At 69.8% G+C, this 21,576-nt stretch carries 19 protein-coding genes and 1 pseudogene; 11 read left to right on the forward strand and 9 right to left on the reverse strand.

Annotated elements, in window-relative coordinates:
- Positions 1-543 precede the first annotated feature (543 nt).
- Positions 544-1,428, reverse strand: a complete 885-nt coding sequence (locus ABZ420_RS02950; RefSeq protein ID WP_357116489.1) for a LysR family transcriptional regulator — start codon at positions 1,426-1,428, stop codon at positions 544-546.
- A 78-nt stretch (positions 1,429-1,506) separates the two neighbouring features.
- Here ABZ420_RS02950 and ABZ420_RS02955 point away from each other — a divergent pair, with 78 nt between their 5' ends.
- The 3 genes from ABZ420_RS02955 to ABZ420_RS02965 all read left to right on the forward strand — a co-directional run bounded on the left by ABZ420_RS02955 (position 1,507) and on the right by ABZ420_RS02965 (position 4,071).
- Positions 1,507-2,439, forward strand: a complete 933-nt coding sequence (locus ABZ420_RS02955; RefSeq protein WP_357116491.1) for an EamA family transporter — start codon at positions 1,507-1,509, stop codon at positions 2,437-2,439.
- The gene (locus ABZ420_RS02960; RefSeq protein WP_357116493.1) at positions 2,436-3,068 is read left to right on the forward strand and encodes an NAD(P)H-binding protein; all 633 of its coding nucleotides are present in this window, start codon (positions 2,436-2,438) and stop codon (positions 3,066-3,068) included. The genes ABZ420_RS02955 and ABZ420_RS02960 overlap by 4 nt, the downstream gene beginning before the upstream one ends.
- Before the next feature lie 64 nt (positions 3,069-3,132).
- On the forward strand, positions 3,133-4,071 hold the full coding sequence (locus ABZ420_RS02965; protein ID WP_357116495.1) for a superoxide dismutase: 939 nt from the start codon (positions 3,133-3,135) through the stop codon (positions 4,069-4,071).
- A 4-nt stretch (positions 4,072-4,075) separates the two neighbouring features.
- Here the strand turns inward: ABZ420_RS02965 and gatB are convergent, their stop codons facing one another.
- The 5 genes from gatB to ABZ420_RS02990 all read right to left on the reverse strand — a co-directional run bounded on the left by gatB (position 4,076) and on the right by ABZ420_RS02990 (position 9,534).
- Positions 4,076-5,581 carry an Asp-tRNA(Asn)/Glu-tRNA(Gln) amidotransferase subunit GatB gene (gatB, locus tag ABZ420_RS02970; protein ID WP_357116497.1) on the reverse strand — a complete coding sequence of 502 codons (1,506 nt, stop codon included), beginning with the start codon at positions 5,579-5,581 and terminating at the stop codon, positions 4,076-4,078.
- 64 nt (positions 5,582-5,645) lie between these two features.
- Positions 5,646-7,022, reverse strand: a complete 1,377-nt coding sequence (locus ABZ420_RS02975; RefSeq protein WP_357116499.1) for an alpha/beta fold hydrolase — start codon at positions 7,020-7,022, stop codon at positions 5,646-5,648.
- Between the two features lie 36 nt (positions 7,023-7,058).
- Entirely contained in the window at positions 7,059-7,502 is a 444-nt protein-coding gene (locus ABZ420_RS02980; RefSeq protein WP_357116501.1) for a hypothetical protein, read from the reverse strand.
- Positions 7,503-7,526: 24 nt separating this feature from the next.
- The gene (locus ABZ420_RS02985; protein ID WP_040868533.1) at positions 7,527-8,561 is read right to left on the reverse strand and encodes an ATP-dependent 6-phosphofructokinase; all 1,035 of its coding nucleotides are present in this window, start codon (positions 8,559-8,561) and stop codon (positions 7,527-7,529) included.
- 82 nt (positions 8,562-8,643) lie between these two features.
- Positions 8,644-9,534, reverse strand: coding sequence for a serine hydrolase (locus tag ABZ420_RS02990; RefSeq protein WP_357116504.1), 891 nt, complete (start codon positions 9,532-9,534; stop codon positions 8,644-8,646).
- 521 nt (positions 9,535-10,055) lie between these two features.
- Between ABZ420_RS02990 and ABZ420_RS02995 the strand changes: the two genes are divergently transcribed.
- The 5 genes from ABZ420_RS02995 (at position 10,056) to ABZ420_RS03015 (ending at position 13,088) form a co-directional block, all read left to right on the forward strand.
- A complete protein-coding gene (locus ABZ420_RS02995; RefSeq protein ID WP_357116506.1) occupies positions 10,056-10,379 on the forward strand; it encodes a metalloregulator ArsR/SmtB family transcription factor in 324 nt (107 codons plus the stop codon).
- Positions 10,376-10,549 carry a hypothetical protein gene (locus ABZ420_RS03000; protein WP_357116509.1) on the forward strand — a complete coding sequence of 58 codons (174 nt, stop codon included), beginning with the start codon at positions 10,376-10,378 and terminating at the stop codon, positions 10,547-10,549. The genes ABZ420_RS02995 and ABZ420_RS03000 overlap by 4 nt, the downstream gene beginning before the upstream one ends.
- Positions 10,550-10,863: 314 nt before the next feature.
- Positions 10,864-11,964, forward strand: a complete 1,101-nt coding sequence (locus ABZ420_RS03005; protein ID WP_357116511.1) for a cytochrome P450 — start codon at positions 10,864-10,866, stop codon at positions 11,962-11,964.
- Positions 11,965-12,144: 180 nt separating this feature from the next.
- Complete coding sequence (locus ABZ420_RS03010; RefSeq protein ID WP_357116513.1) at positions 12,145-12,693, forward strand: cysteine dioxygenase family protein; 549 nt, start codon at positions 12,145-12,147, stop codon at positions 12,691-12,693.
- The gene (locus ABZ420_RS03015) at positions 12,690-13,088 is read left to right on the forward strand and encodes a rhodanese-like domain-containing protein (protein WP_357116515.1); all 399 of its coding nucleotides are present in this window, start codon (positions 12,690-12,692) and stop codon (positions 13,086-13,088) included. Before ABZ420_RS03010 ends, ABZ420_RS03015 begins: the two co-directional genes overlap by 4 nt.
- A 1,576-nt stretch (positions 13,089-14,664) precedes the next feature.
- Here the strand turns inward: ABZ420_RS03015 and ABZ420_RS03020 are convergent.
- From ABZ420_RS03020 to ABZ420_RS03030, 3 genes and pseudogenes are all read right to left on the reverse strand, one after another.
- Positions 14,665-15,492, reverse strand: a pseudogene (locus ABZ420_RS03020) (serine/threonine-protein kinase); the annotation flags it as partial.
- 70 nt (positions 15,493-15,562) lie between these two features.
- Positions 15,563-16,216 (reverse strand): response regulator transcription factor, encoded by a 654-nt coding sequence (locus ABZ420_RS03025; RefSeq protein WP_357116967.1) that lies wholly within the window; start codon positions 16,214-16,216, stop codon positions 15,563-15,565.
- A gap of 277 nt (positions 16,217-16,493) precedes the next feature.
- Positions 16,494-17,807: a histidine kinase gene (locus ABZ420_RS03030; protein WP_357116517.1), complete on the reverse strand. Its 1,314-nt coding sequence runs from the start codon at positions 17,805-17,807 to the stop codon at positions 16,494-16,496.
- Between the two features lie 158 nt (positions 17,808-17,965).
- Between ABZ420_RS03030 and ABZ420_RS03035 the strand changes: the two genes are divergently transcribed.
- Genes ABZ420_RS03035 through ABZ420_RS03045 form a run of 3 tightly spaced genes read left to right on the forward strand, consistent with a single transcriptional unit; the run spans position 17,966 to position 21,575 of the window.
- On the forward strand, positions 17,966-18,274 hold the full coding sequence (locus tag ABZ420_RS03035) for a hypothetical protein (protein WP_357116519.1): 309 nt from the start codon (positions 17,966-17,968) through the stop codon (positions 18,272-18,274).
- 51 nt (positions 18,275-18,325) lie between these two features.
- The gene (locus ABZ420_RS03040) at positions 18,326-19,033 is read left to right on the forward strand and encodes an ABC transporter ATP-binding protein (protein WP_357116521.1); all 708 of its coding nucleotides are present in this window, start codon (positions 18,326-18,328) and stop codon (positions 19,031-19,033) included.
- A 49-nt stretch (positions 19,034-19,082) separates the two neighbouring features.
- Positions 19,083-21,575 carry an FtsX-like permease family protein gene (locus ABZ420_RS03045; protein ID WP_357116523.1) on the forward strand — a complete coding sequence of 831 codons (2,493 nt, stop codon included), beginning with the start codon at positions 19,083-19,085 and terminating at the stop codon, positions 21,573-21,575.
- Position 21,576 lies beyond the last annotated feature (1 nt).

Raw genomic sequence — 21,576 nt, forward strand, 5'->3', positions numbered from 1 at the left:
ACCAGGCCACCGACGACGTCGACCTGGCGGCGGCTGTGCCGCCCTACCCGCGTGAACACCGCGTGCTCCTCCAGATAGGCCAGCACCGCTGGCGACTTCGTCGCGGACGCGTCGGCCACTCGGACGCGAACCGGGCCGCGAACGGCGCATGCTCGGTCTCGCTTCGCTCGAAATCGGTGGTTGAGCTGGTGGGGTGTGTGAGGCGAGTGATGGCGCGACCCGCGGCTTGCCCGTCAAGGTGGTCAGGGGTCAGGGCGGCACCGACGGGCGTTCGGCGGAAATCGGACCGCTGCCAGGTGGCGTCGCGCGCGGAGCATTCGTCCACGGGCTCGCCGTGTATCCGATGGCGTGACGCCCGTAGTGCTGGATCGAGCGAGGCATGTTCTCCAGCCGGGTCCGGTCAGCGGAATCGGGGGTCCGCCAGCAGCACCACGCGGTCGGCCGCCGGATCGAATCCGAGTACCGTCGCTCCACACAACAGATCCGGCACCCTGCCATGCTGCCGGTCCGGGCCATCGGACGCAGCCGATTCCTCGGCGATCCTCACGATTCGTCACGATCTACCGGGACGCCGAGGACGGTGAGGAATGCGGTGGCCGCTGGTGGGCGGCTGCGGCTCCAGATGATGTATTCGACGCGGGCCGGGGCGTCGGAGACCTCGATGGTGACCACGCCCTCCAGTTGCGGCGCGTAGGCGGAGGGCAGCATGGCTACGGCGAGGCCGGGGCGGACGAGGCGAGCGATGTAGTCGGCGCTGGTCACTTCGAAGGCGACGTCGCGGTCCAAGCCGGCGGCCGCGAAGGCCTGGTCGGATTGGAGGCGTCCGGCGGTTCCAGCCGGAAGGTCGACGAAAACCTCGGAGGAGAGTCTGCGCAGATCGACCGTGGGCGCACCGGCGAGGGGATGGTCGGGTGCGACCACGGCGACGAGCCGGTCACGGGCGAGTTCGTGGGCGGCGACACCCCGTGGCCGGGCCGTGGTCGGCAATCCGAGAAAAGCCACGTCGAGGGCTCCCTGCGCGACTCGCTCGACGAGTTCTTCACTCGCGCCCACCCGCAGGCTGATGCGCACGTGCGGGTACCGCTGCCGGAAATCACGCAGCGCCTCCGGGATGTCGACCGCGGCGACAGTGGGAATCAGGCCGACGGCGAGCCTTCCACGTACCTCGCCGACCGCCGCGGCGACCTCGGCGGCCGCGCGCTCGGCGGCGTCCAGGCATTGGCGGGCGGCCGGGAGAAACGCCGCACCGGCCGGAGTCAATCGCACCCGGCGGCTGGTGCGCTCGAAGAGTCTCGCGCCCAATTCCCGTTCCAAGCGCGCGATCTGGTGACTCAGCGCGGACTGGACGACCAGGCATCGCTCGGCGGCTCGAGTGAAGCTGTTCGTCTCGGCGACGGCGAGGACGTACCGCATCTGCTGAAGCTCCATGGATCAATCGTGTATCGAGATCGATGAAGTGACAAACATGTGTTGGACTCATTAATCCTGCCGGGCGAGACTGCGAATGTGGAAAGTTCAGCAGCACAGAGGGTTTCCGGCAGAGACGGAAGTCTCCCTCGCACCGTCCTGACGGCGCTCGCTCCCGTGTCCTGGGGCACGACATACGTCGTCACCACCGAACTTCTTCCCCCGGGTCACCCGCTTTTCGCAGGGCTCCTGCGCGCGTTGCCCGCGGGTGTGCTCGCGCTGGCGTTCACGCGGACCCTGCCCCGGGGAGCCTGGTGGGGCAAAGCCGCGGTGCTGGGCGTGCTCAACATCGGGCTGCTGTTCCCGCTGTTGTTCCTCGCCGCCGAACGCCTGCCGGGCGGGGTGGCCGCGACGTTGGCGGCGGCCCAGCCGCTCGTCGTGGCCGTCCTGGCCGTGGTGGTCCTGCACGAGAGCCCGTCGGCGTGGCGCCTGGTCTGGGGCGCGGTAGGCGTCGTCGGCGTCGGCATGGTGGTGATCGGGCCGCACGCGACCCTCGACCTCGTGGGGATCGTGGCGGGCCTCGCCGCCGCGGCGTCGATGGCGCTGGGCCTGACGCTGACGAAGAAGTGGGGACGGCCCGCCGAGGCGAGCCCCACCGCTTTCGCCGGCTGGCAACTCACCGCGGGAGGCCTGTTCCTGCTGCCCCTCACGTTCCTCGTCGAGGGTTCGCCTCCCGCGATCGACCCGCCCGCTGCCCTCGGCTACCTCTGGCTGGGTCTGGTCGGCGGTCTGCTCGCCTATGTCCTCTGGTTCCGCGGGATCGGGACACTGCCGGTCACCTCGGTCGCGGTTCTCGTCCTGCTCTCGCCGCTGGTCGCGGCGGTTCTCGGCGCGATCCTGCTCGGCCAGACGCTCGGCCCGATCCAGCTCGCCGGGTTCGGGCTCGCGCTGGCCGCCATCGTCGCGGGACAGCTTCCCGCGCCCAGCCGCTCTTCCCACGTTGTCCCGACACCCGAAGGGGTACTGAAATGAAGATCACCGTCATCGGAGCAAACGGCATGGTCGGCTCCCGCGTCGTCGGCGAAGCCTCGAGCCGGGGCCACGAGGTTGTCGCCGTGTTCCGGAAACAGCCGCCGACCGTCCTGCCTCCCGGGGTGACCGCGGTCGAGGGCGACGCGAACGACCCCGCCCGGATGGGTGAACTGTTCCACGGCACCGACGCGATCGTGGCCGCGACCCGTCCGGGCACCGGCCAGGAACACACCGTCACGGCGACAACGACCGCCCTGCTGGACGCGGCCACGGCTACCCGGACGCGCATCCTCGTGGTCGGCGGCGCCGCCCCGCTCCGGAATCCGGAGCGTCCCGATCGGCTCGTCCTCGACAGTCCGGAATACGTACCGCCCGCGATCCGCCCGATCGCCGCCGCCAGCGTCACGCAATGGGAAACCTGCCGAGCGCATCCGGCCGACTGGGTCTATCTCAGCCCGCCCGCCCTCCTCGAACCCGGACAGCGCACCGGCAAGTATCGACGCGGCACCACCACCCTGATCACCGGCGCCGACGGCGCGTCCCGGATCTCGGCGGAGGACTTCGCCGTGGCCGTCCTGGACGAACTCGAGAACCCGGGTGAGAGCAGGCATTTCACCGTCGGCTACTGAGCGCGGACTCCGGGACTGCCGGACGTCATCCGCGATCGGCGGCCCCGGACGAAGGGACGATGGGATGAGGCGAGTCCTCGTGATCTCGGCCGCACTGGCCTGTCTCGGCGCTACGGCGCTGGTATCCACCGACCGAACAGCGGCACACCGCCCGGTCCGCACCGCGATCGACCTGCCCGCCGGGTTCCAGCCGGAGGGCATCGCGATCGGGTCGCGACCGGTGGCCTACTTCGGTTCGCGGACAGACGGCTCCATCTACCGCGCCGACCTGGTGACCGGTCGAGGCGACATCCTGAGCCCCGGGCCGGGTACCCCGGCACTGGGGATGCGGCTCGACCACCGCGACCGGCTGTTCGTCGCCGGAGGCACCGGAGGCGACGCCCGCGTCATCGACACCCGAACCGGCGCGGTGCAGGCGAACTACCGGCTCGCGACGCCGCCGGACACCTTCGTCAACGACGTGGTACTCACGCCCGCGGGCGCGTGGTTCACCGACTCACGAACACCCGTGCTGTACCACCTGCCCATCGGCGACGACGCTGCCCTGCCGCCACCCACGGCGGTGGTGCGTCGCCCGCTGACCGGCGACATCCGCTACCAGCCCGGAGCGATCAACGCCAACGGGATCGTGCGCACGCCGGACGGCACCGGGCTGATCATCATGCAGTCGGTGACCGGCCGGTTGTTCCGTGTCGACCCGGCGACCGGTACGACACGGCGGATCGATCTCGGCGCCGAGTCGCTGCCCGACGGCGACGGACTGCTGTTGCGCGGCAGCACATTGTTCGTCGTCCAGAACCGGTCCAACGCGATCGCCGTGGTCGCGCTCGATCCCGCGGGTACGAGGGGCACGGTCGAACGGCGCGTCACCGACCCGCGTTTCGACGTACCGACGACCGTGGCCGCGTTCGGCGAATACCTGTACCTGCCGAACGCCCGCTACACCACGCCGCCGACCTCGAGCACGCTCTATACCGCTATCGGGGTCGATCGACCCCGATAGCGAGTCAGCTGCAAGCAGCGAGCACGAGCTCCCGGACGCGGGCCGCGTCGGCCTGCCCCCTGGTCGCCTTCATGACGTCGCCGACGATCTTGCCCGCCGCCTGCACCTTGCCGGAGCGGATCTTGTCGGCGATGTCGGGGTTGGCGGCCAGGGCCTTCTCCACCTCCGACTGCAAGGCGCTGTCGTCGCTGACCATGCCGAGGCCCTTGGCTTCGACGATCTGCGCCGGGTCGCCCTCGCCGGCCAGCACGTGGTCGACGACCTGCTTGGCCACCTTGTTGTTGATCGTCTTCGCGTCGACCAGCTTGATCACCTCGGCGACCTGGGCCGGGGTGATCGGCAGCTCGTCCAGCGCGACCTCGCGCTCCTTGGCCTTCTCGGTGAGGTAGGCGACCCACCAGGAGCGCGCCTCGTTGGCCGGGGCGCCCGCGTCGACGGTGGCGATGATCAGGTCCAACGCACCCGCGTTGACCAGGTCGCGCATCACCTCGTCGGACAGGCCCCAGTCGGACTGGATGCGCGCGCGGCGCAGCCAGGGGTACTCGGGGATGGTGTCGCGCAACCGCTCCACCCACTCCGCGTCGGGCGCGACCGGCTCGAGGTCGGGCTCGGGGAAGTAGCGGTAGTCCTCCGCGGTCTCCTTGCGGCGGCCGGGCGAGGTGGTGCCGTCGGTCTCGTGGAAGTGGCGGGTCTCCTGCACGATCGTGCCGCCGCTCGCGAGCACCGCCGCCTGCCTGCGCATCTCGTAGCGCACCGCGACCTCGACGCTGCGCAGCGAGTTGACGTTCTTGGTCTCGGTGCGGGTGCCGAATTCGGTGGCGCCGACCGGCATGAGGGAGACGTTCGCGTCGCAGCGCAGCGAGCCCTGCTCCATCTTCACGTCGGAGACGCCGAGCGACTTCAGCAGATCCCGCAGCGCCGTCACGTAGGCCCGCGCCACTTCCGGCGCCCGCTCCCCCGCGCCGGTGATCGGCTTGGTGACGATCTCGATCAACGGCACGCCCGCCCGGTTGTAGTCCAGCAGGGAGTGGCTGGCGCCGTGGATGCGACCGGTCGCGCCGCCGACGTGCACCGACTTGCCGGTGTCCTCCTCCATGTGCGCGCGCTCGATGTCGACGCGGAAGGTGCTCCCGTCGTCGAGCAGCACATCCAGGTGCCCGTTCGTGGCGATCGGCTCGTCGTACTGGCTGATCTGATAGTTCTTCGGCTGATCGGGGTAGAAGTAGTTCTTGCGCGCGAACCGGCCCCACGGGGTGATCGAACAGTTCAGCGCCAGCCCGATCCGGATGGCGGACTCGACGGCCTTCTGATTCACCACCGGCAGCGAACCCGGCAGACCGAGGCACACCGGGCACACCTGGGTGTTCGGCTCGGCGCCGAACTCGGTCGGGCAACCGCAGAACATCTTCGTCGCGGTGTTCAGCTCGACGTGGACCTCCATGCCGAGCACCGGCTCGAACCGGGCGAGGACATCCGAGTAATCCATCAGGTCGACCGTGGGTGCGCTCATGGCCATCAGTTTAGGTAAACGCTCCCGCCGCAGCGCAGCGGCTCTCGCGTCGTGCGGCGGCGCGCTACTTCACCGGGACCCGCTGACGCAGCCAGCCGGTGACGTAGTCGAGCACCTCGGGGGCGATGGTCGTCTCGATGGTGCTGCACTCGCTGGGACGGCCGGTCTCGGTGGGCTGCATCAGGTGATTGAGCCCCGGGAAGACGTGGACGGTCGCATCGGGGTCGGCGGCGAGATGATCGCGCATCGGCTGCTCGCTCTGCGCCGGGGGCACCTGGAGATCCTTGCCGCCGAAGAACGCGAGCACCGGAACGCGCAGGGCGGCGAGGGCGGGCGCCGGATCGTAGGCGACCAGGGCGGCCAGATACGGCGTGATCTGCGCGGCCGCCTGGTCGTCGGGCACCCGCTGGTCGTCGGGCAGCGACTGGTTCTGCCGGATGGCCAACTGCCGAGCGCCGTCCAGGTCACCCGCTTTCAGCAGGGCGGCCAGTTCGGTGGTGTCGCGCACCCGGGTCTCCACCTGGTCCGGAGGAGTGCCGTTCGCGGCGGCGAGCAAGCGAGTCTGCTCGATGAGCACCTCCGCACCGGGGACACCGGGCCCGGCCATCAGGACGGCGAACGCGACGCCGCTGTCGGGGCGCGCGGCGACCAGCGGTGCGAGGTAGCCGCCTTCGCTGTGCCCGAAGAGCCCGACCCTGGCCGGGTCGAGCTCGGGGCAGGTGCGCAGGAAGCGAACACCCGCGGCGGCGTCCTCGGCCAGGTCGGCGTAGTTCGCGTCGTCCAGTTTGCCGCCGGTGCCGCCGACGCCCCGGTCGTCGGTGCGCAGCACGGCGTAGCCCGCGCGGGTGAAGGTGTCGGCCAGCAGCAGGAACGGCTTGTGGCCCATGAGGTCTTCGTTGCGGTCCTGGGGGCCGCTTCCGGAGATCATGAGGATGGCGGGAAACGGGCCCGGCCCCTGCGGTTCGGTCAGTGTGCCCGCGATGGTGATGTCGCCGTTGCGGTAGGTGACGTCCTCGGTCTTGTACGGGAACGGCGGCTTCGGTTCCTGTGGGCGGGCGGGCGGCGTCACCTTGCCTCGGCTCAGCGTGAGCCGGAAGCTCTGGCCCGCCTGGGTGAAATCGCCGGTGATGCGGTCGCTTCCGGACTCGTACTCGCCACGGAACACCGGGTCGCCCGGGATATCGGGGATCGCGAACGACACGCCGTTACGGTCGGTGCGGACGTCCTTCAGCTGCGTGCCGCTCACACCCTGCAAGGGGATGTCGATACTGGCCGTACCGTCGTCGCGGAAGCTCACTCCGACTTGCAGGGGCTGACCGGGGACCTCGATGGCGCCGTGCCAGTCACCGGTGGTCGGCTCGGGCGGATTCGACTCCGAACACCCTGCCGCCAACGCCGCGATGACCAACAGAGCCAACGCGATCAGTCGCCCACTGCGCATGCGACTCACAGTACCGACGATTCGGACCGTCCCCGGCTATTCGCCGCGCGCGTACCGCACCGCGGCGGCGATCTCCGCCATGTCCAGGCGCAGGCCCGGCTCCCGCTCCTGCACCTCGTGGAACTCCAGCAACGCGTCCTCGGCGGTGGTCTGCCGACCGAGCCGGGTCAGTTCGCGGCGCACGTACTCTCCCAACGGCAGTCCAGCGGAGCGAGCGCGCCTGCCCAGCACGTCGAGAGTCTCGATCGGCAGGTCGTAGCTCCGCACGAGCGCTGCGGCGTCTGCGTCGATCTCCGGCGCCAGGTCGCGCCCTTCGGATTCCAGGAATTCGACGACCGTGTCGTCCGCGGTGCGGCGCAGCGCCAGCGCGACCAGCTCACGCCCGAGGTATCGCGGCAGCGGTAGCCCGGCCGCACGCGCCCGGCGGCGCAGGACGTCGACGGCGGCATCCGGCAGGTCGTGCACAGGGAGTTCGGCCATACCGGCCAGGGTAACCCGGCAGCGCTACCCGAAGAACGCCTCCGCCTCACGGTGGCGTTCGGCGGGCACCCGCTTGAGCTGCTTGGTGGCCTCCGACAGCGGAACCAGGTCGATGCTGGTGCCGTGCAGCGCGACCATCTGACCGAACTTGCCCGCGTGCACCGCCTCGGCCGCGTGCAGGCCGAAGCGGGTGGCCAGCACCCGGTCGTAGGGCGTGGGGCTGCCGCCGCGCTGCACGTGACCGAGCACGGTGGTGCGGACCTCTTTGCCGATGCGCCGCTCGATCTCCACGCCCAGCTGCTGGGCGACGCCGGTGAACCGCTCGTGGCCGAACTCGTCGATACCGCCCTCGCGCAGAGTGAATCCGGAGTCCGGCGCCGGGTGCGACCCCTCGGCGACTACGCAGATGAAGTGTTTGTCGCCGCGCTGGAAGCGCCGCTTGATCATCGCGCACACCTCGTCCACCTCGAACGGGACCTCGGGCACCAGAGTCAGGTGCGCGCCGGCCGCCATGCCGGCGCCGATCGCGATCCAGCCCGCGTGCCGGCCCATCACCTCGATGAGCATGACGCGCTGGTGCGATTCGGCGGTGGTGTGCAGCCGGTCGATCGCCTCGGTGGCGATGTTCAGCGCGGTGTCGTGACCGAAAGTGACGTCGGTGCAATCGATGTCGTTGTCGATGGTCTTCGGCACGCCGACCACCGGCACGCCCTCGTCGGACAGCCAGCTCGCGGCCGTCAGCGTGCCCTCGCCGCCGATCGGGATCAGCGCTTCGATGCCGTTGTCGTCCAGGGTCTGCTTGATCCGGCCCAGGCCCGCGCGCAGCACGTCGGGGTTGGTGCGAGCGGTGCCGAGGATGGTGCCGCCCTTGGTGAGGATCCGGTCGGTGCGGTCGTCATTGCGGATCTGGATCTTGCGATCCTCCAATAGACCGCGCCAACCGTCCTCGAAGCCGACGATCGCGTCTCCGTAGCGGCCGTTCGCGGTACGAACGATGGCGCGGATGACCGCGTTCAGTCCTGGGCAGTCTCCGCCTCCGGTCAGAACTCCGATGCGCATGGCCGCTATCTTGCCCTTCATGTCCGATCTCGGCAGCCCCGCCCCCGTGAACGGCGTGTAACACTGACCTGGACGGATGGCCTCATGCGGCCGGGCAGCGCCCCCCGGCCAGCTCGTCGAGATGCTCGGAGACGACCGTGGCCAGTTTGTCCAGGATGTTCATGCCGTCGCTGAACGATCCGGACTCGGGCTGCACCGCGATCGCGATCGCGATCTTGCCCGAGGGGACGTCGATGACCCCGAACTGGCGCACGAGATAGGCGCCCGAGGTGTCCGGCCCCCAGCCGCCCTTGAACTCGGCGCCACCGAACTCGCCGAGACCCCAGCGCTGGCTTGCTATGACCTGTTCCATCAGCGAGGTCACCCGATCGGCCTGGGGCAGACATGGCAGCCGCGAGGCGAACCGCACCTGGTCGGTCAGCGACCATTCCGCCTGCCCGAAGGCCGAATGCTCGGCACGGGCACGGGTCGCGGGTACAACGGTCCTGTTGTCACCGGCCTCGCGCAACACCGCCTGCACGGCCTGCGCCGCCTCCTGCGCGGTGCCCAGCGACTGCCAGAGCGCGTCGGCTGCGGCATTGTCGGACTGCGTGATCGCCGCCGACGCGGCGTAGCTGGAGCTGCTCGAACTGCGCCGGAGCGCGGCGATGGTCAGCGGGACCTTCATCGTCGACCAGGCCGGGCCACTGGTCCATTCGCCGAAGGTGACCACCTGCTCGCCGCCGACCGGCATGATGGCCATGCCGAGCTTCCCGCGCACACCCGCCGCCAGTTCGGCGTAGCTCGCGGCCAGGGTGCCCGGCACGATGAGCGACAAGCCCTTCTGGTCGGTACGTGCCGAGGCCTCGGTGATGCTGGGTTCGGTCGACGCCGGATCTTCCGCGCGGTTGGTTCCGCATCCGGCTACCAGAGATACGACAAGCGCCGCACAACCCAGGACGGTCCGAGTTCTGCGGAATAGATCAATAGACATTCTCGACACATTCTTTTCGCGAGCTCCGCCGGGCCGCGCCACTGGTCCGGCGTCCCGATACCGTACTTGCCCGGCTCGCCGGCCGTCGGCCGCGACGGCGGGGGCGCGGCCACAGGTCGGCTGATCCTTGTGGCCCCGCCAGGTGACGACGGCGTGGTCAACAAGCATGGACACCTCCACCTACCCGCCCGATGTCGCCGAGCGGCCGGGGTCGGCAGCGGCGCTGCTCGCCGCGACCTCACCCGAGAACTGCTTCTCGTTATCCCGGAGAACGTACTAGATGAATCGATTACGCCCCAGTTCGCCGAAAACTCCTGACCGCCATCCGCACTGCCGAACCGAGCGCCGCACACCGCTCCCGCTCAATAGCATTGAGGTATTACCGCAGGATTTATCGGGTGCTGAGACGCGGGAATCGATGGTCCGATTTTTCGGGGAGCACGTTTGGCGGGCTTCACGACATGACGCCCCGAATCCCGCCTGCGCCCCTACCTGCACGCGCCCGCGAATCCGCGGATCGCATGGCATCTACGTTCGAGGCGCTGGCCGAGCCTCGCCGCCGGAAGATCCTCGACCTGTTGCGCGAACGGGAACGACTGGTCGGCGATTCGGTCGGCGAGCTGCGATTGGCTCAGCCCACGGTCTCCGAGCACCTGAAGGTCCTGCGGGGCGCGGGGCTGGTGGACGTGCGTCAGGACGCGCAGCGCCGCTGGTACCGGTTGCGGCCGGAACCGCTGACCGAGATCGCGGCCTGGCTCGCGCCGTACCGGCGAATGTGGGAATCGAGCCTGGACGCCCTGGAACGTCATCTCGACGCCGTACCCGACGAGGAAGGACAACCATGAGCGATTCCCGAGCACGACTGCGCACCGTCGACGGCGCCCCCACCCTGCGGTTCGGACGCAGGCCGTCCCATCCCCCGGAGAAGGTGTGGCGCGCGATCAGCGACCCGGGCGAGATGGCCGCTTGGTTCCCGGCCGCTGTCATGCCCAGCGGATCGCTCCGCATTCACTGATCGAGCGGCTCAAACGACCCCACCACCGGGTGCCGACTGCTTACGATCCCGTAGCACATCGCGAAACATGCACCTGCTCGGCACGTAGCCGACCCGCGTGACAGCACGCGTCGGTGAAGCGCCTTCCCCTGGAGTCATGACCTTTGTCCACGCCACAGTCCCCGCAATCCGCCTCCGACAGCACGAAAAGCTGTCCCGTACAGCACGGTTCGCCACTCGACTCCGACGGGCCCCGGTTCCCGCTGTATACGGAGGCATTCGCCGCCGATCCCCATCGCGCCTACCGAGAGATGCGCGACCGATACGGCTCGCTCGTGCCGATCGAACTGGCGCCGAACGTGCCCGCCACGTTGGTGATCGGCTATTACACCGCGTTGCGAATACTCAACGACCCCGTGCATTTTCCCTCGGACCCGCGAACTTGGCAGCAGGGCATTCCCGCGGGCTGCCCGATCCTCCCGATGATGGAGTGGCGGCCGAACGCGTTGCGCAGCACCGGATTCGAGCACCAGCGCTACCGGCAGGTGAATGTCGCGAGTATCGGCGAAGTCGATCTGCACGCGTTGCACTCGACGACCGAGCAGATCGCGGGCCCGCTGATCAATGCCTTCTGCCAGGACGGCGCTGCGGACCTGATCAGCCAGTACGCGTTTCCGCTGACGTTCGCGGTGCTCAACTCGGTGCTCGGCTGCCCGCCGGAGATCGGGCAGCAAGTCGCGATGGGCATGGCCGCCATCTTCGAAGGCGTCAACGCGGACAAGGGCAACGCGATGCTCGCCGACGCGCTGTACGACCTGGTGCAGATGAAGCGGGGAAGTCCGGGCGACGACATCACCTCGCGACTGCTGCGCCACCCCGCCGCGCTCGACGACATGGAGATGATCCACCAACTGGTCACCTTGTACGGGGCGGGCATCGAACCCCAGCAGAACCTGATCGCCAACACTTTGCGATTGATGCTCACCGACCCCCGGTTCGCGGGCGGGATATTCGGCGGCAGTCTTTCCACCCGCGACGCGCTCGACGAGGTGCTGTTCGACGACCCGCCGGGGGCCAACTACTGCTTCAGCTACCCGAAGCAGCCGATCCTGATCGACGACGTCTGGTTGCCCGCGCACCAGCCGGTCGTGATCAGCATGGCCGGTTGTAACCACGACCCGGCGATCCACACCGGCGAGTACACCGACAGCCGTGCGCACCTCGCGTGGGGAGCCGGACCGCACGCCTGCCCCGCCCGATCGATGGCCTACCTGATCGCGCAGGACGCCATCGACCAGCTCCTCGACGCGCTACCCGAGATGCGGCTCGCGGTCCCGGCAGAGGAGCTGACCTGGCGACCGGGTCCGTTCCACCGGGCCCTCGTGTCGTTGCCCGTCGTGTTCCCCGAATCCCCGCCGATGCCCACGTTCGGGTAGCGAACCGCGCGCTCGCCGGGCGCCGCGGCGGCCGCCCCCGGGCCGTATGACCGCTCCCTGACCGCGATCGATCGAATTTTGTTCGCGCTGATCGTGATTGGTGTCAAACGCGCCGCGACGGCGCAGAATCCACGCGGCAGCCGCGAAGCGCTCATCCGACCGATCCCGTCAGGAGCACATGTGACCACTTCCCTTCCGGTGAACCTCAAGCACGCGCGCGACATCCATCCCGACATCGACGTGCCGCTGGTTCGAGACGCCATCCACCCGGAGCGGGCGCTGTGGTCGGCTGCGGAACTACACCGGCTGACCAGCCTGGTGGCCGAAGAATTGGCGACGCCGCTGCTGGACATCGTGCGATTCGATGCCGATCAGCGCTGGTGGACCCGCCTGGCGTTGACCATGGGCGTCGAGTTGTGGCTGCTGTCCTGGGCCCCGGGACAGGGCACCGAACCGCACGACCACGGCGGCGCCTCCGGCGCGTTCACCATGACCGTGGGGGAACTCAGCGAGGAGTATCTGCATCTCGGCGGTTCGATCCGGAAGGCGGAACGGCGAGCGGGCGACACGGTCGGCTTCGGCCCCGATCGAGCGCACCAGCTGCGCAACGACAAGCTGTGGCCGGCCGCGTCGGTGCACGCGTACTCGCCGCCGCTCCGGCCGGTCCGCGAATACCGTACGCTGGCGGACTTCGCAGGAACGTCGGTGAGCGGAGTGGGAGCACGATGAGTACAGGCGCCGAGGACATGGTCGCGCGCGCCAGGGCGCGGCTGGAGCGGGTGACACCGGAGCAGGCCGCCGCGGTGCAGTCCCGGGGTGGACTGATCGTGGACATCCGGCCGCACGCGAACCGGGTCGCCGAGGGCGAGATACCCGGCGCGGTAGTGGTCGAACGGATCGTCCTGGAGTGGCGCTTGGATCCGAACGGCGATCACCGGCTACCGAGCCTCACCTCGGACACTCCCGTCGTGATCGTGTGCAACGAGGGCTACGCCTCGAGTCTCGCGGCGGCCGACGGGTTGCGCCTCGGGCTGCGGCGGGTGACCGACCTCGTGGGCGGGTTCCGGGCGTGGAAGGCGGCGGGCCTGCCGGTGGTCGCGGGCGGAACCCCGGCCGTGCCCTAGCCGGTCCCCCATTCCGGGCGACGCGGCATCATTCGGGCAGCCGTCAGTAGACGTAGACGACCGCGTTCTCACCGCCGCTGCAAGTGACGAGCGGCCCCTCGGGCAGGCAGTTCATGGTGTAGGACCGGCCGGTGACCGGGCTGGTCGCGACGATCGTGCGCGGTGCGTCGCGAGTCGCGTTCTGCGCCGCACCGTTCGCGGCATAGGCGCTGCGCACCGCTTCCGCGAACGCGCAACTGGTCACCGGGGTACCCGTCGCCGACTGGGTGAACGTCCCGGAGGCAGCTTGCCCCTGGCCGCACGGTTTCGCGCCCGGAGGGAGCGTCACCGGAGTCATCTTCGCCGAGGTGGACGTCGCGGGCGAGGACGACGTGCGGGTCGGCGCCTGGGTACTGGGCCGCGCGGCCGGCGCGGGCGCCTCGGAAAGGGCGGCGGCGGAGGTCGGCTCGACCTCGCCGGAGCCGAACGACTGCCAGGCGATCGCGCCGCCGACGGTCAGCGCGACGATGGCGAAGACGGCCACCATGATGGGCAGCGCTATCGAGCGACCCGCACGCGACGAGGAGTAATCGGACTCGTCGTAGTCGTCGTAGCCGTACTCCGGCTCGTCGCGGCCCACCGGGTAGCCGGTGCGCGCGGGGTAGTCACCGTGCGGCGGATAGTCGGTACGCGCCCCGTAGCCGTCCTGCCCTGCCGGTTCCAGATACTGGGTCGGCGCCGCGTCCGGTGCGGGAAGATAACCGGACGCGCCCTGCGGGGCGACCGAGCCGGGTCCTCGATCCGGATAGGGCGCGGGCTCCGGGTAGTTCTCGACTCCCGGATGCGCCCCCTCGGCGAAGGCGTAACCAGGCGCCTGGGAGTAGGCGTGCGGCGGCATATCGGAATACGCCCGAACCTCGGTCGGCTCCGCATAGCTTCGCGTGGCATCCGGATCGGCCTGCGCGAAGTCATCCGCCGGTGCCGCGTACGGCTGTGACGGCACGTCGGAATACGCCTGAATCGCGGTCGGTTCCGCGAATCTCCGCGTGGCATCGAACTCGGCCTGCGCGTTGTCCGCCTGTCCCGCGTGCGGCTGCGGCGGCACGTCGGAATACGCCCGATCTCCAGTCGGTTCCGCATAGCTTCGCGTGGCGTCGGGATCGGCCTGCGCGAAGTCCTGCGGCTGTCCCGGGTAGGCCTGCCCGGGATCGAAGTAGTCCTGTGCGGCCGGATCGGCGAAATTCTGCGGATACACCTGCGTCGGCGGAGCCGAATGCTCCGGTGCCTGCGGGTATCCCGCGGATTCTAGATATGCCTGGGTTTCCGGGTACAGGTGCGCGTCCGGGAAGGGGCGCATCGGAGGCAATTCCACCTCCGGCGTCGACAGCACTCGCGGCCCCGAGGGGGGCGGCGTCGTTTCCGCGGGCGGAAGCGGCGTGAACTGGAATTCCGCCGGCCGGATCACCGTCGGCCCGCTCGGATGGATCACCGCGGGAAGCGAGTGTTCGCCCGTCGATTCCGGCGCGGCCGCCGCACCGGGGCGCTGGGACCGGTCGGGGGCCCGCACCACCAGCATCGGCCCGGTGGCAGGCGCGGAGGTGAGCGCGGCGCGCGCCGCCCTGGCCAACGCCGTCGCGGTCGGGAAGCGGTCGGCCGGGTCCTTGGCCATACCGCGGCTCACCACCTCGTCCAACGCGGCAGGAATGCCTGCGGCCTGTGCGCTCGGCCGCGGCGGCGGATCGGACATGTGCGACTTGATCAGCACGTTCATGCTGGCCGACGGGAACGGCGTCGCTCCGGTCAGGCATTCGTGCAGCACGCAGGCCAGCGAGTAGACGTCGGCGCGGCCGGTCACCGGTCCGACGTCGAAGCGTTCCGGGGCCATGTAGATATAGGAGCCGACCGCCATGCCGACCAGGGTCACCGCGCTGTCGCCCTCGGTGTGCGCGATGCCGAAATCGGCGAGATACGCGAAATCCGCGTCGGTGACCAGAATGTTCGCCGGTTTCACGTCGCGGTGCACCAGATTGCTCGCGTGCGCGGCGTCCAGGGCGGAGGCGATCTGCTCGATGATGCCGACGGCGCGGGCGGGGCTCAGCGGCCCCTGACCGCGCAACATGGTGCGCAGGTCGGCGCCCCGGACCAGCCGCATGTCGATGAACAGCACGCCGTCGATCACGCCCCAGTCGTGGATCGGGATGACGTGCGGTTCGGCCAGCCGGGCGGCGGCCTGCGATTCGCGCCGGAAACGCAATTGGTACATCGGGTCTTTGGCGAGTTCTTCCGACAGCAGCTTGACCGCGACCGCGCGGTCCTTGACCGTGTCGTATGCCTCGTAGACCTCCCCCATTCCCCCCTTGCCCAGCAGCGACCGCAGTTCGTACGGCCCGAAACGCGTGCCGGTTCTCGGCCCAGGTTCCTGCACCCGTCATCCTCCGCATCCCGGGCGGGGATCGCACACCGAGATCACGCGGTACGCGACCGGAGCCCACCCGTCACAGAGTGGATTCTCCGGGTGCCACCACCCCGTGGTCAAACGCGAACACGATCGCCGCGGCGCGATCCCGGAGTTCGAGCTTCCCGAAGATATGTCCCACATGACTTTTCACGGTCACTTCCGAGATGCCGAGCTCGCGAGCGATCTCCGCGTTCACCCGGCCGCGCCCGATCAGTTCGAGCACCTCGTACTCGCGGGCGGTCAGGTCGGACAGGCGGGCATCGGTGTTGGTGCGCACCGGGCGCACCGTGCGATAGGCCGACAGCACGCGGCCGGTCACCGCGGGGTCGAGCCAGGCTCCGCCGCCCGCGACCATCCGCACCGCGCGGATGAGGTCCTCGGCGGGCGAGTCCTTCAGGATGAATCCGGCCGCGCCCGCGCGCAGCGCCCCGGACAGCAGCTGATCGTCGTCGAAGGTGGTGAGCACGAGAACCGGCGGAGCGCCGTCGCGCGCCCGCAGCATCCTGGTCGCGTCGATGCCGCCGACCCGTTTCATCCGCAGGTCCATCAGCACCACGTCGGGGCGGGCCTGGGCCACAGCGGCCGTGACCTCGTCCCCGTCGGCGCACTCGCTGACCACGAATCCGTCCCGCCTGCGCAGGATTCGCCGCAGTCCGCCGCGCACGAGTTCCTGGTCGTCCACCACCAGCACCGTCACGGCGTCTTCGCCACTCGCGGGCGAGGTCAGGCTCACGACCGAACCTCGCCGACGCCCGGCTCTGCCGTGCGCGACGGCACGCCGCATCCTCGGCTCGCCCGCCGACGCTGACTCACAACCACCTCATCCACGCCCCGCTCGACCCTTCGCCACGGCATACCGCATCCTCGGCTCACCCGCCGACGCTCACTCACAACCACCTCGCCGAAGCCCGGCTCCATCGGTCGCGACGACGACACGCCGTATTCCCGGTCGACTCGCTGACGCTCGCTCACGAACCCTCCCGTCCGTTCGTCGTGGACCCGGGCAGCACCGGACACGACAGCCCGCCGCGGCCGGGCGCGAGCGGAACACCGGCGCGCACCGACCAGCCGCGGTCCGACGTGCCCGCGGTCATGCGGCCGCCGAGTAGTTCGGCGCGCTGGCGCATGCCGGAAAGCCCCATGCCCGCGCCGCGGTGGGCGGGTAGTCCCCCGGGCACCGTGTTGTCCACCGTGAGGGTCACCATCGTCGCGTCCACCGCAAGCCGGACCCTGGCGGACGCGCCGTGCGCGTGCTTGACGACATTCGCCAGCGACTCCTGGCAGATCCGGTACAGCGCGAGCCCGACTGCGGGTGACACCGCGCCCACATCGCCGTCGCGGTCGTATCGCACGTCCAGGCCCGCTCGCACGAAATCGCCGACCAAGTCCTCGATGTCCTCCACGCCCGGTTCCGGGACCTGCTTCCAGGGTCGCGCGTCGAGCAGGCCGACGGTGCGGCGGATGTCGGCCATCGCCTGCCGCCCGAGCCGCTCGGCATCGGTCAGCGCTTCCACGGCTTCGTCCACGTCGCGGTCGGTCTGCAACGCGTGCCGGGCGGCGGTGAGATGCAGCAGCGTGACGCTCAGCGAGTGCGCGATCACGTCGTGCACCTCCCTCGCGATCCGGTGGCGCTCCTCGTCGGCGGCCTGCGCCGCGCGGATGTCCTGGTAGCCGCGTTCCTGGTAGAGGAAGCGGCGCTGATATTGCAGCATCAGCCCGGCCATCCAGCCGAACGCGATGCCGACCAGATAGGTGGGCAACCCTTCCGGGACGTGGCCGATCGCATCGAAGGCGACCAGTTGCAGCATCATCGCGACCGTGACCGGGATGCTCACCCGTTTCGGCGCGATCGCCGCGATCTCCCCCGCGGCGGCCACCAGGACGAACGGAGCGAAGTCGGCCGCGACCGGTTGGGCGAGGAACAGCGCCTCGGCCGCCATGGCCAGCACGCCGAGCAGCAGCGGGCGCGGCAGCACGCCGAGCAACGCGTGCAACGGACCGAATGCACAGGTCAACAAGACCGCGACGATCGGGAGCGGGGTCGGGAAGTAGCTGTGCCGCTGCACCGCCGCCGCGACCGCCACGGCGAAGACCGCGATATCGACGCTGACGATGACCGACGGCGGATAGTCGTATGGCAACTCCTCGACGCTGCGGCGGAACGCCGCGATCGGATCGCGCGCGAACTCGGCGAACCGCTCCCGGACACGCCGTATCGAGGCCCGCACGCGGCCCGCGCGAGGCGTACCGGGCGGTGCTTCGGCTACGCCGGTCGAACCCATTCTGTAAGGCTAGCCGCCGCATCCGGGCCGGTACATCGTCCCGCGAGCGGGCCGCCGCTCCTACCGTGGGCGGAGACGCATTCGGGTCCCTGGCACGACGACAACAAGACCGTCGCGTCCGTAGCGTGGGCGATAGTTCACAGAGGAAGGCGATGGCCATGTCCTGGACGGATCAGCACGCTCGAACCGACATCGTGCACACCGTGCTCACCCGCGCGGCGCTCGACCCGGCCGATCCCGACCTGTTCGAGGGGTTCGATGACCTGGATCGGCTGTTCGGTGGCGCGAAGGGGCTCCTGCTCACGCTGCGCTACCGGTGGAACCTGCATTTCGCCGCGAAACTCGACCAAGGGCTGACGGCGATGGAGGCCTATCTGGAACTGTCGGCCGAGCAGCCGGTGCTGCGCGCGGTGCTCGACGCGCAGTATCGTCGCCGCAAACTCGCGTCGGAGGCCATGGCGCGGTAGCGCGCGATGAGGAACGAAGAATTGATCGACCGTACGGAGCGGGGGACAACGATGCCGGAACCGGCGATGCTGGAACTATCGGGCGTGACGAAGGAGTACCGGGTCGGCGGCCAGGCGGTCCGCGCGCTCGACGACGTCGGATTGCGTATCGAGACGGGGGAATTCACCTCGATCATCGGGCCCTCCGGTTCCGGCAAGAGCACTCTGTTGCATCTGCTCGGCGCGCTGGACAGTCCCGACGCGGGCTCGATCCGGTTCCGGGGCGAGGAGATCGGCGCGCTGGACGAGGAACAGCAGTCGGCGTTCCGGCGCCACCAGGTCGGTTTCGTGTTCCAGTTCTTCAATTTGCTGCCCACGCTCTCGGCGTGGGAGAACGTGGCGATACCGAAATTGCTGGACGGCACGGGTTTGCGTAAGGCCAAGCCGCGCGCCCTGGAATTGCTCGACCGGGTCGGGCTGGCCGAGCGGGCCGAGCACCGTCCCGCCGAATTGTCCGGCGGGCAGATGCAGCGAGTGGCGGTGGCGCGGGCGCTGATCATGGAGCCGCCGCTGATCCTGGCCGACGAGCCCACCGGCAACCTCGACTCCAAGACCGGCGCCGCCATCCTCGAATTGCTCGGTGAGATCGCCGGAGCCGGCAGCTCGGTGGTGATGGTGACCCACGACATGGGCGCGGTGACCTACTGCGACCGGGTGATCACGCTGCGCGACGGCCGGATCGGGTCCAATGACAAGGTCGAGCGGACGGTCAACGCATGAGCATGAGCGGTCAGGGCCGGAGGCGGCAGCGAAGCGGGAAGGTCACCGCGTGATCGGCGCAGCGTGGGATCGTCTGCGGCTGTTCAATATCGGCGAACTGCTCGCCCATCGCGGCCGCACCATGATGTCGCTGATCGTGATGGGCGTCTCGGCGTCGCTGCTGGTCGCGGTGCTGAGCATCTCCGGCTCGGTCACCGGCTCGGTGGACAAGCTGACCCGCGGCCTGGGCGGCAAGGCGCAGCTGGAGGTCAGCGGTATCACCGACGCGGGCTTCGACCAGCAACTGCTGCGGCGGATCGCGACCACACCCGGCGTCGCGGTGGCGGTGCCGATGCTGCGGACGCAGATCGGCACCGGCGCCGACCGCGCGCTGCTGATCGGCGCCGATTCGAATATCGGCGCGCTGGGCAGCGAATTGACCACGCCGATGAGCGCTTTCACGGGAAAGCTGCTCTCGGTGCCCAACGGGGTGCTGGTTGGCACGGGACTGAACCGGGCCGAGGGCGAGCAGTTCACGCTGGGCGGTACGACGGTCACCGTCGCGGGCATCCTCGATGAGAAGACTTCCGGCAAGCTCAACGGCGGTCACCTCATCGCCGCTCCGCTCGGGCTCGCGCAGAAGGTCACCGATCGCGCGGGACGGCTGGATTCCGTGCAGATCATTCCCGCCGATGGGGCCGACCTCGCGCAGGTGCGCGCGGCGCTCACCGAGGCGGTGGACGGCCGCGCGGTGGTGGCCGAGCCGAGTCTGCGCACCGCGCAGGCGGGCGGGGCGATCCAAATGGTCCGCTACTCCACCACCATGGCGTCGGCCGCCGCGCTGATCGTCTCGGCGTTCCTCATCTACAACGCGATGAGCATGGCGATCGCCCAGCGCAGACCGATGCTCTCGCTGTTGCGCGCGATCGGCGGCAAACGCGGACCGATGGTGCGCGATCTGCTGGCCGAGGCCGGGCTGCTCGGCGTGCTGGGCGGCGCGGTCGGCGCGGCGCTCGGCGTGTTCATGGGCAACGTCGCGATCGGCACGCTGCCCACCGCGATCGTGGAGTCGGTGGAGGCGCGCACCGAATACTCGGTGCCCTGGTACGTGATTCCGTTCGCCGTCGTGGCCTGTGTGTTCACCAGTGTGCTCGCGGCGTCGCTGGCCGCGCGGCAGGTGTACAAGGTCCAGCCCATCGAGGCGCTGGCACCGGTCGGGGCCGGGCGGACCGATACGGCGAGCCCGCTGCTGCGCTGGCTGGCCGTCGTGGCAGGCGGCGGGCTGGCCGGGGCCGCGGTGCTGATCGCGAGCAGCGATCTCGGCCGCTATTCGCTGACCGCCATCTCGATCTCGTTCATCGCCGCGATCCTGCTCTGTTTCGCCGCCACCGGTCCGATCGTGCGGGCCGCCGCGGGAATCGCGCGCTGGTTCCGCGCTCCCGGCGCACTGGGCGCGACCACCCTGGAACGCGCGCCGCGGCGGGTGTGGGCCACGGCGATGACGGTGATGATCGGCGTCGGGGCCACCGTCGGCATGAGCGGCGCCTCGAGCAACATGATCGACTCGGCCACGGTCACTTTCACGGATCTGGCGCGCAACGACGTCTACATCAGCCCCGCCTCGATGGCGCAGTTCCCCACCGGGCCGCTGCTGCCCGCTGATCTGCGGGACAAGCTCGCGGCGGTGCCCGGCGTCGCGCACCTCAGCCCGGCCCAGATGGCCTTCGCCACCCTCGGCGGCACTCGCGTGATGCTGCAAGGGTTTCCGCCGGATGCGCGCGAGACGCGGATGCGCATGCTCACCGACGATTCGGTCGCCCGGCTGTCGGCCGGAGAGGGCGTGGCGATCTCCCGCGACGTGGCGCGCTCGCTGGGCGTCGGTGTGGGCGCGGAACTCACCCTGCCGACGCCCACCGGCCCGCACACGGTGCGGGTGCTGCAGGTGATCCCGTATTTCTCCGCCATCGCCGGCGTGGTGATGATGGACCTGAACCTGCTGCGCACCTGGTACGAGCGGCCCGGCGAGACGGTGATCGCCGCCGACATCGCGCCCGGCGCCGATCGCGCGGCGGTGCTCGCGGCGATCCGGCAGGTGGTGCCGCCGGAGCTGAACGTGGACACCGGCGCGGACACCGTGGTCGCCGCGTCGTCGAGCATCGAGCAGGGCATGGCGATGAGCAACGCCATCCTGTGGATCGTGGTGCTGGTGGCCACGGTGGCATTGCTCAACACGTTGATGCTCTCGGTGCTGGAGCGCCGCAGGGAACTCGGCGTGCTGCGCGCCATGGGCACCGGGCGCAAATTCCTGATGCGTTCGGTGCTGGCCGAGGCCGCCGGAATCGGGATCGTCGGCGCGGTGCTGGGTCTGGCGCTCGGCGCGGCGGTGCAGTTCCTGGGCACGGTCGCGATCGGGCACGCCCTGACCATCGACGTCGCCTACCGGCCGAGCCCGATGCTGCTGGTCTACGGCATGATCGCGCTGGCGCTGGCGCTGCTCGGGTCGATCCCGCCCGCGTTGCGCGCGGCCCGGCTGCCGATCGTGGAGGCCCTCGCGGTCGACTGAG

The sequence above is a fragment of the Nocardia sp. NPDC005745 genome (assembly GCF_040630775.1).
Classification (GTDB): domain Bacteria; phylum Actinomycetota; class Actinomycetes; order Mycobacteriales; family Mycobacteriaceae; genus Nocardia.

Coding starts and splice junctions, on each gene's coding strand:
- ABZ420_RS03035 (WP_357116519.1), top strand. CDS start 17,966: ATGTCCTGGACGGATCAGCACGCTCGAACCGACATCGTGCACACCGTG.
- ABZ420_RS02995 (WP_357116506.1), top strand. CDS start 10,056: ATGGCATCTACGTTCGAGGCGCTGGCCGAGCCTCGCCGCCGGAAGATC.
- ABZ420_RS02975 (WP_357116499.1), bottom strand. CDS start 7,022: ATGCGCAGTGGGCGACTGATCGCGTTGGCTCTGTTGGTCATCGCGGCG.
- ABZ420_RS02990 (WP_357116504.1), bottom strand. CDS start 9,534: ATGTCTATTGATCTATTCCGCAGAACTCGGACCGTCCTGGGTTGTGCG.
- ABZ420_RS02960 (WP_357116493.1), top strand. CDS start 2,436: ATGAAGATCACCGTCATCGGAGCAAACGGCATGGTCGGCTCCCGCGTC.
- ABZ420_RS02950 (WP_357116489.1), bottom strand. CDS start 1,428: ATGGAGCTTCAGCAGATGCGGTACGTCCTCGCCGTCGCCGAGACGAAC.
- ABZ420_RS03030 (WP_357116517.1), bottom strand. CDS start 17,807: ATGGGTTCGACCGGCGTAGCCGAAGCACCGCCCGGTACGCCTCGCGCG.
- ABZ420_RS03040 (WP_357116521.1), top strand. CDS start 18,326: ATGCCGGAACCGGCGATGCTGGAACTATCGGGCGTGACGAAGGAGTAC.
- ABZ420_RS02980 (WP_357116501.1), bottom strand. CDS start 7,502: ATGGCCGAACTCCCTGTGCACGACCTGCCGGATGCCGCCGTCGACGTC.
- ABZ420_RS02985 (WP_040868533.1), bottom strand. CDS start 8,561: ATGCGCATCGGAGTTCTGACCGGAGGCGGAGACTGCCCAGGACTGAAC.
- ABZ420_RS02965 (WP_357116495.1), top strand. CDS start 3,133: ATGAGGCGAGTCCTCGTGATCTCGGCCGCACTGGCCTGTCTCGGCGCT.
- ABZ420_RS03000 (WP_357116509.1), top strand. CDS start 10,376: ATGAGCGATTCCCGAGCACGACTGCGCACCGTCGACGGCGCCCCCACC.
- gatB (WP_357116497.1), bottom strand. CDS start 5,581: ATGAGCGCACCCACGGTCGACCTGATGGATTACTCGGATGTCCTCGCC.
- ABZ420_RS03015 (WP_357116515.1), top strand. CDS start 12,690: ATGAGTACAGGCGCCGAGGACATGGTCGCGCGCGCCAGGGCGCGGCTG.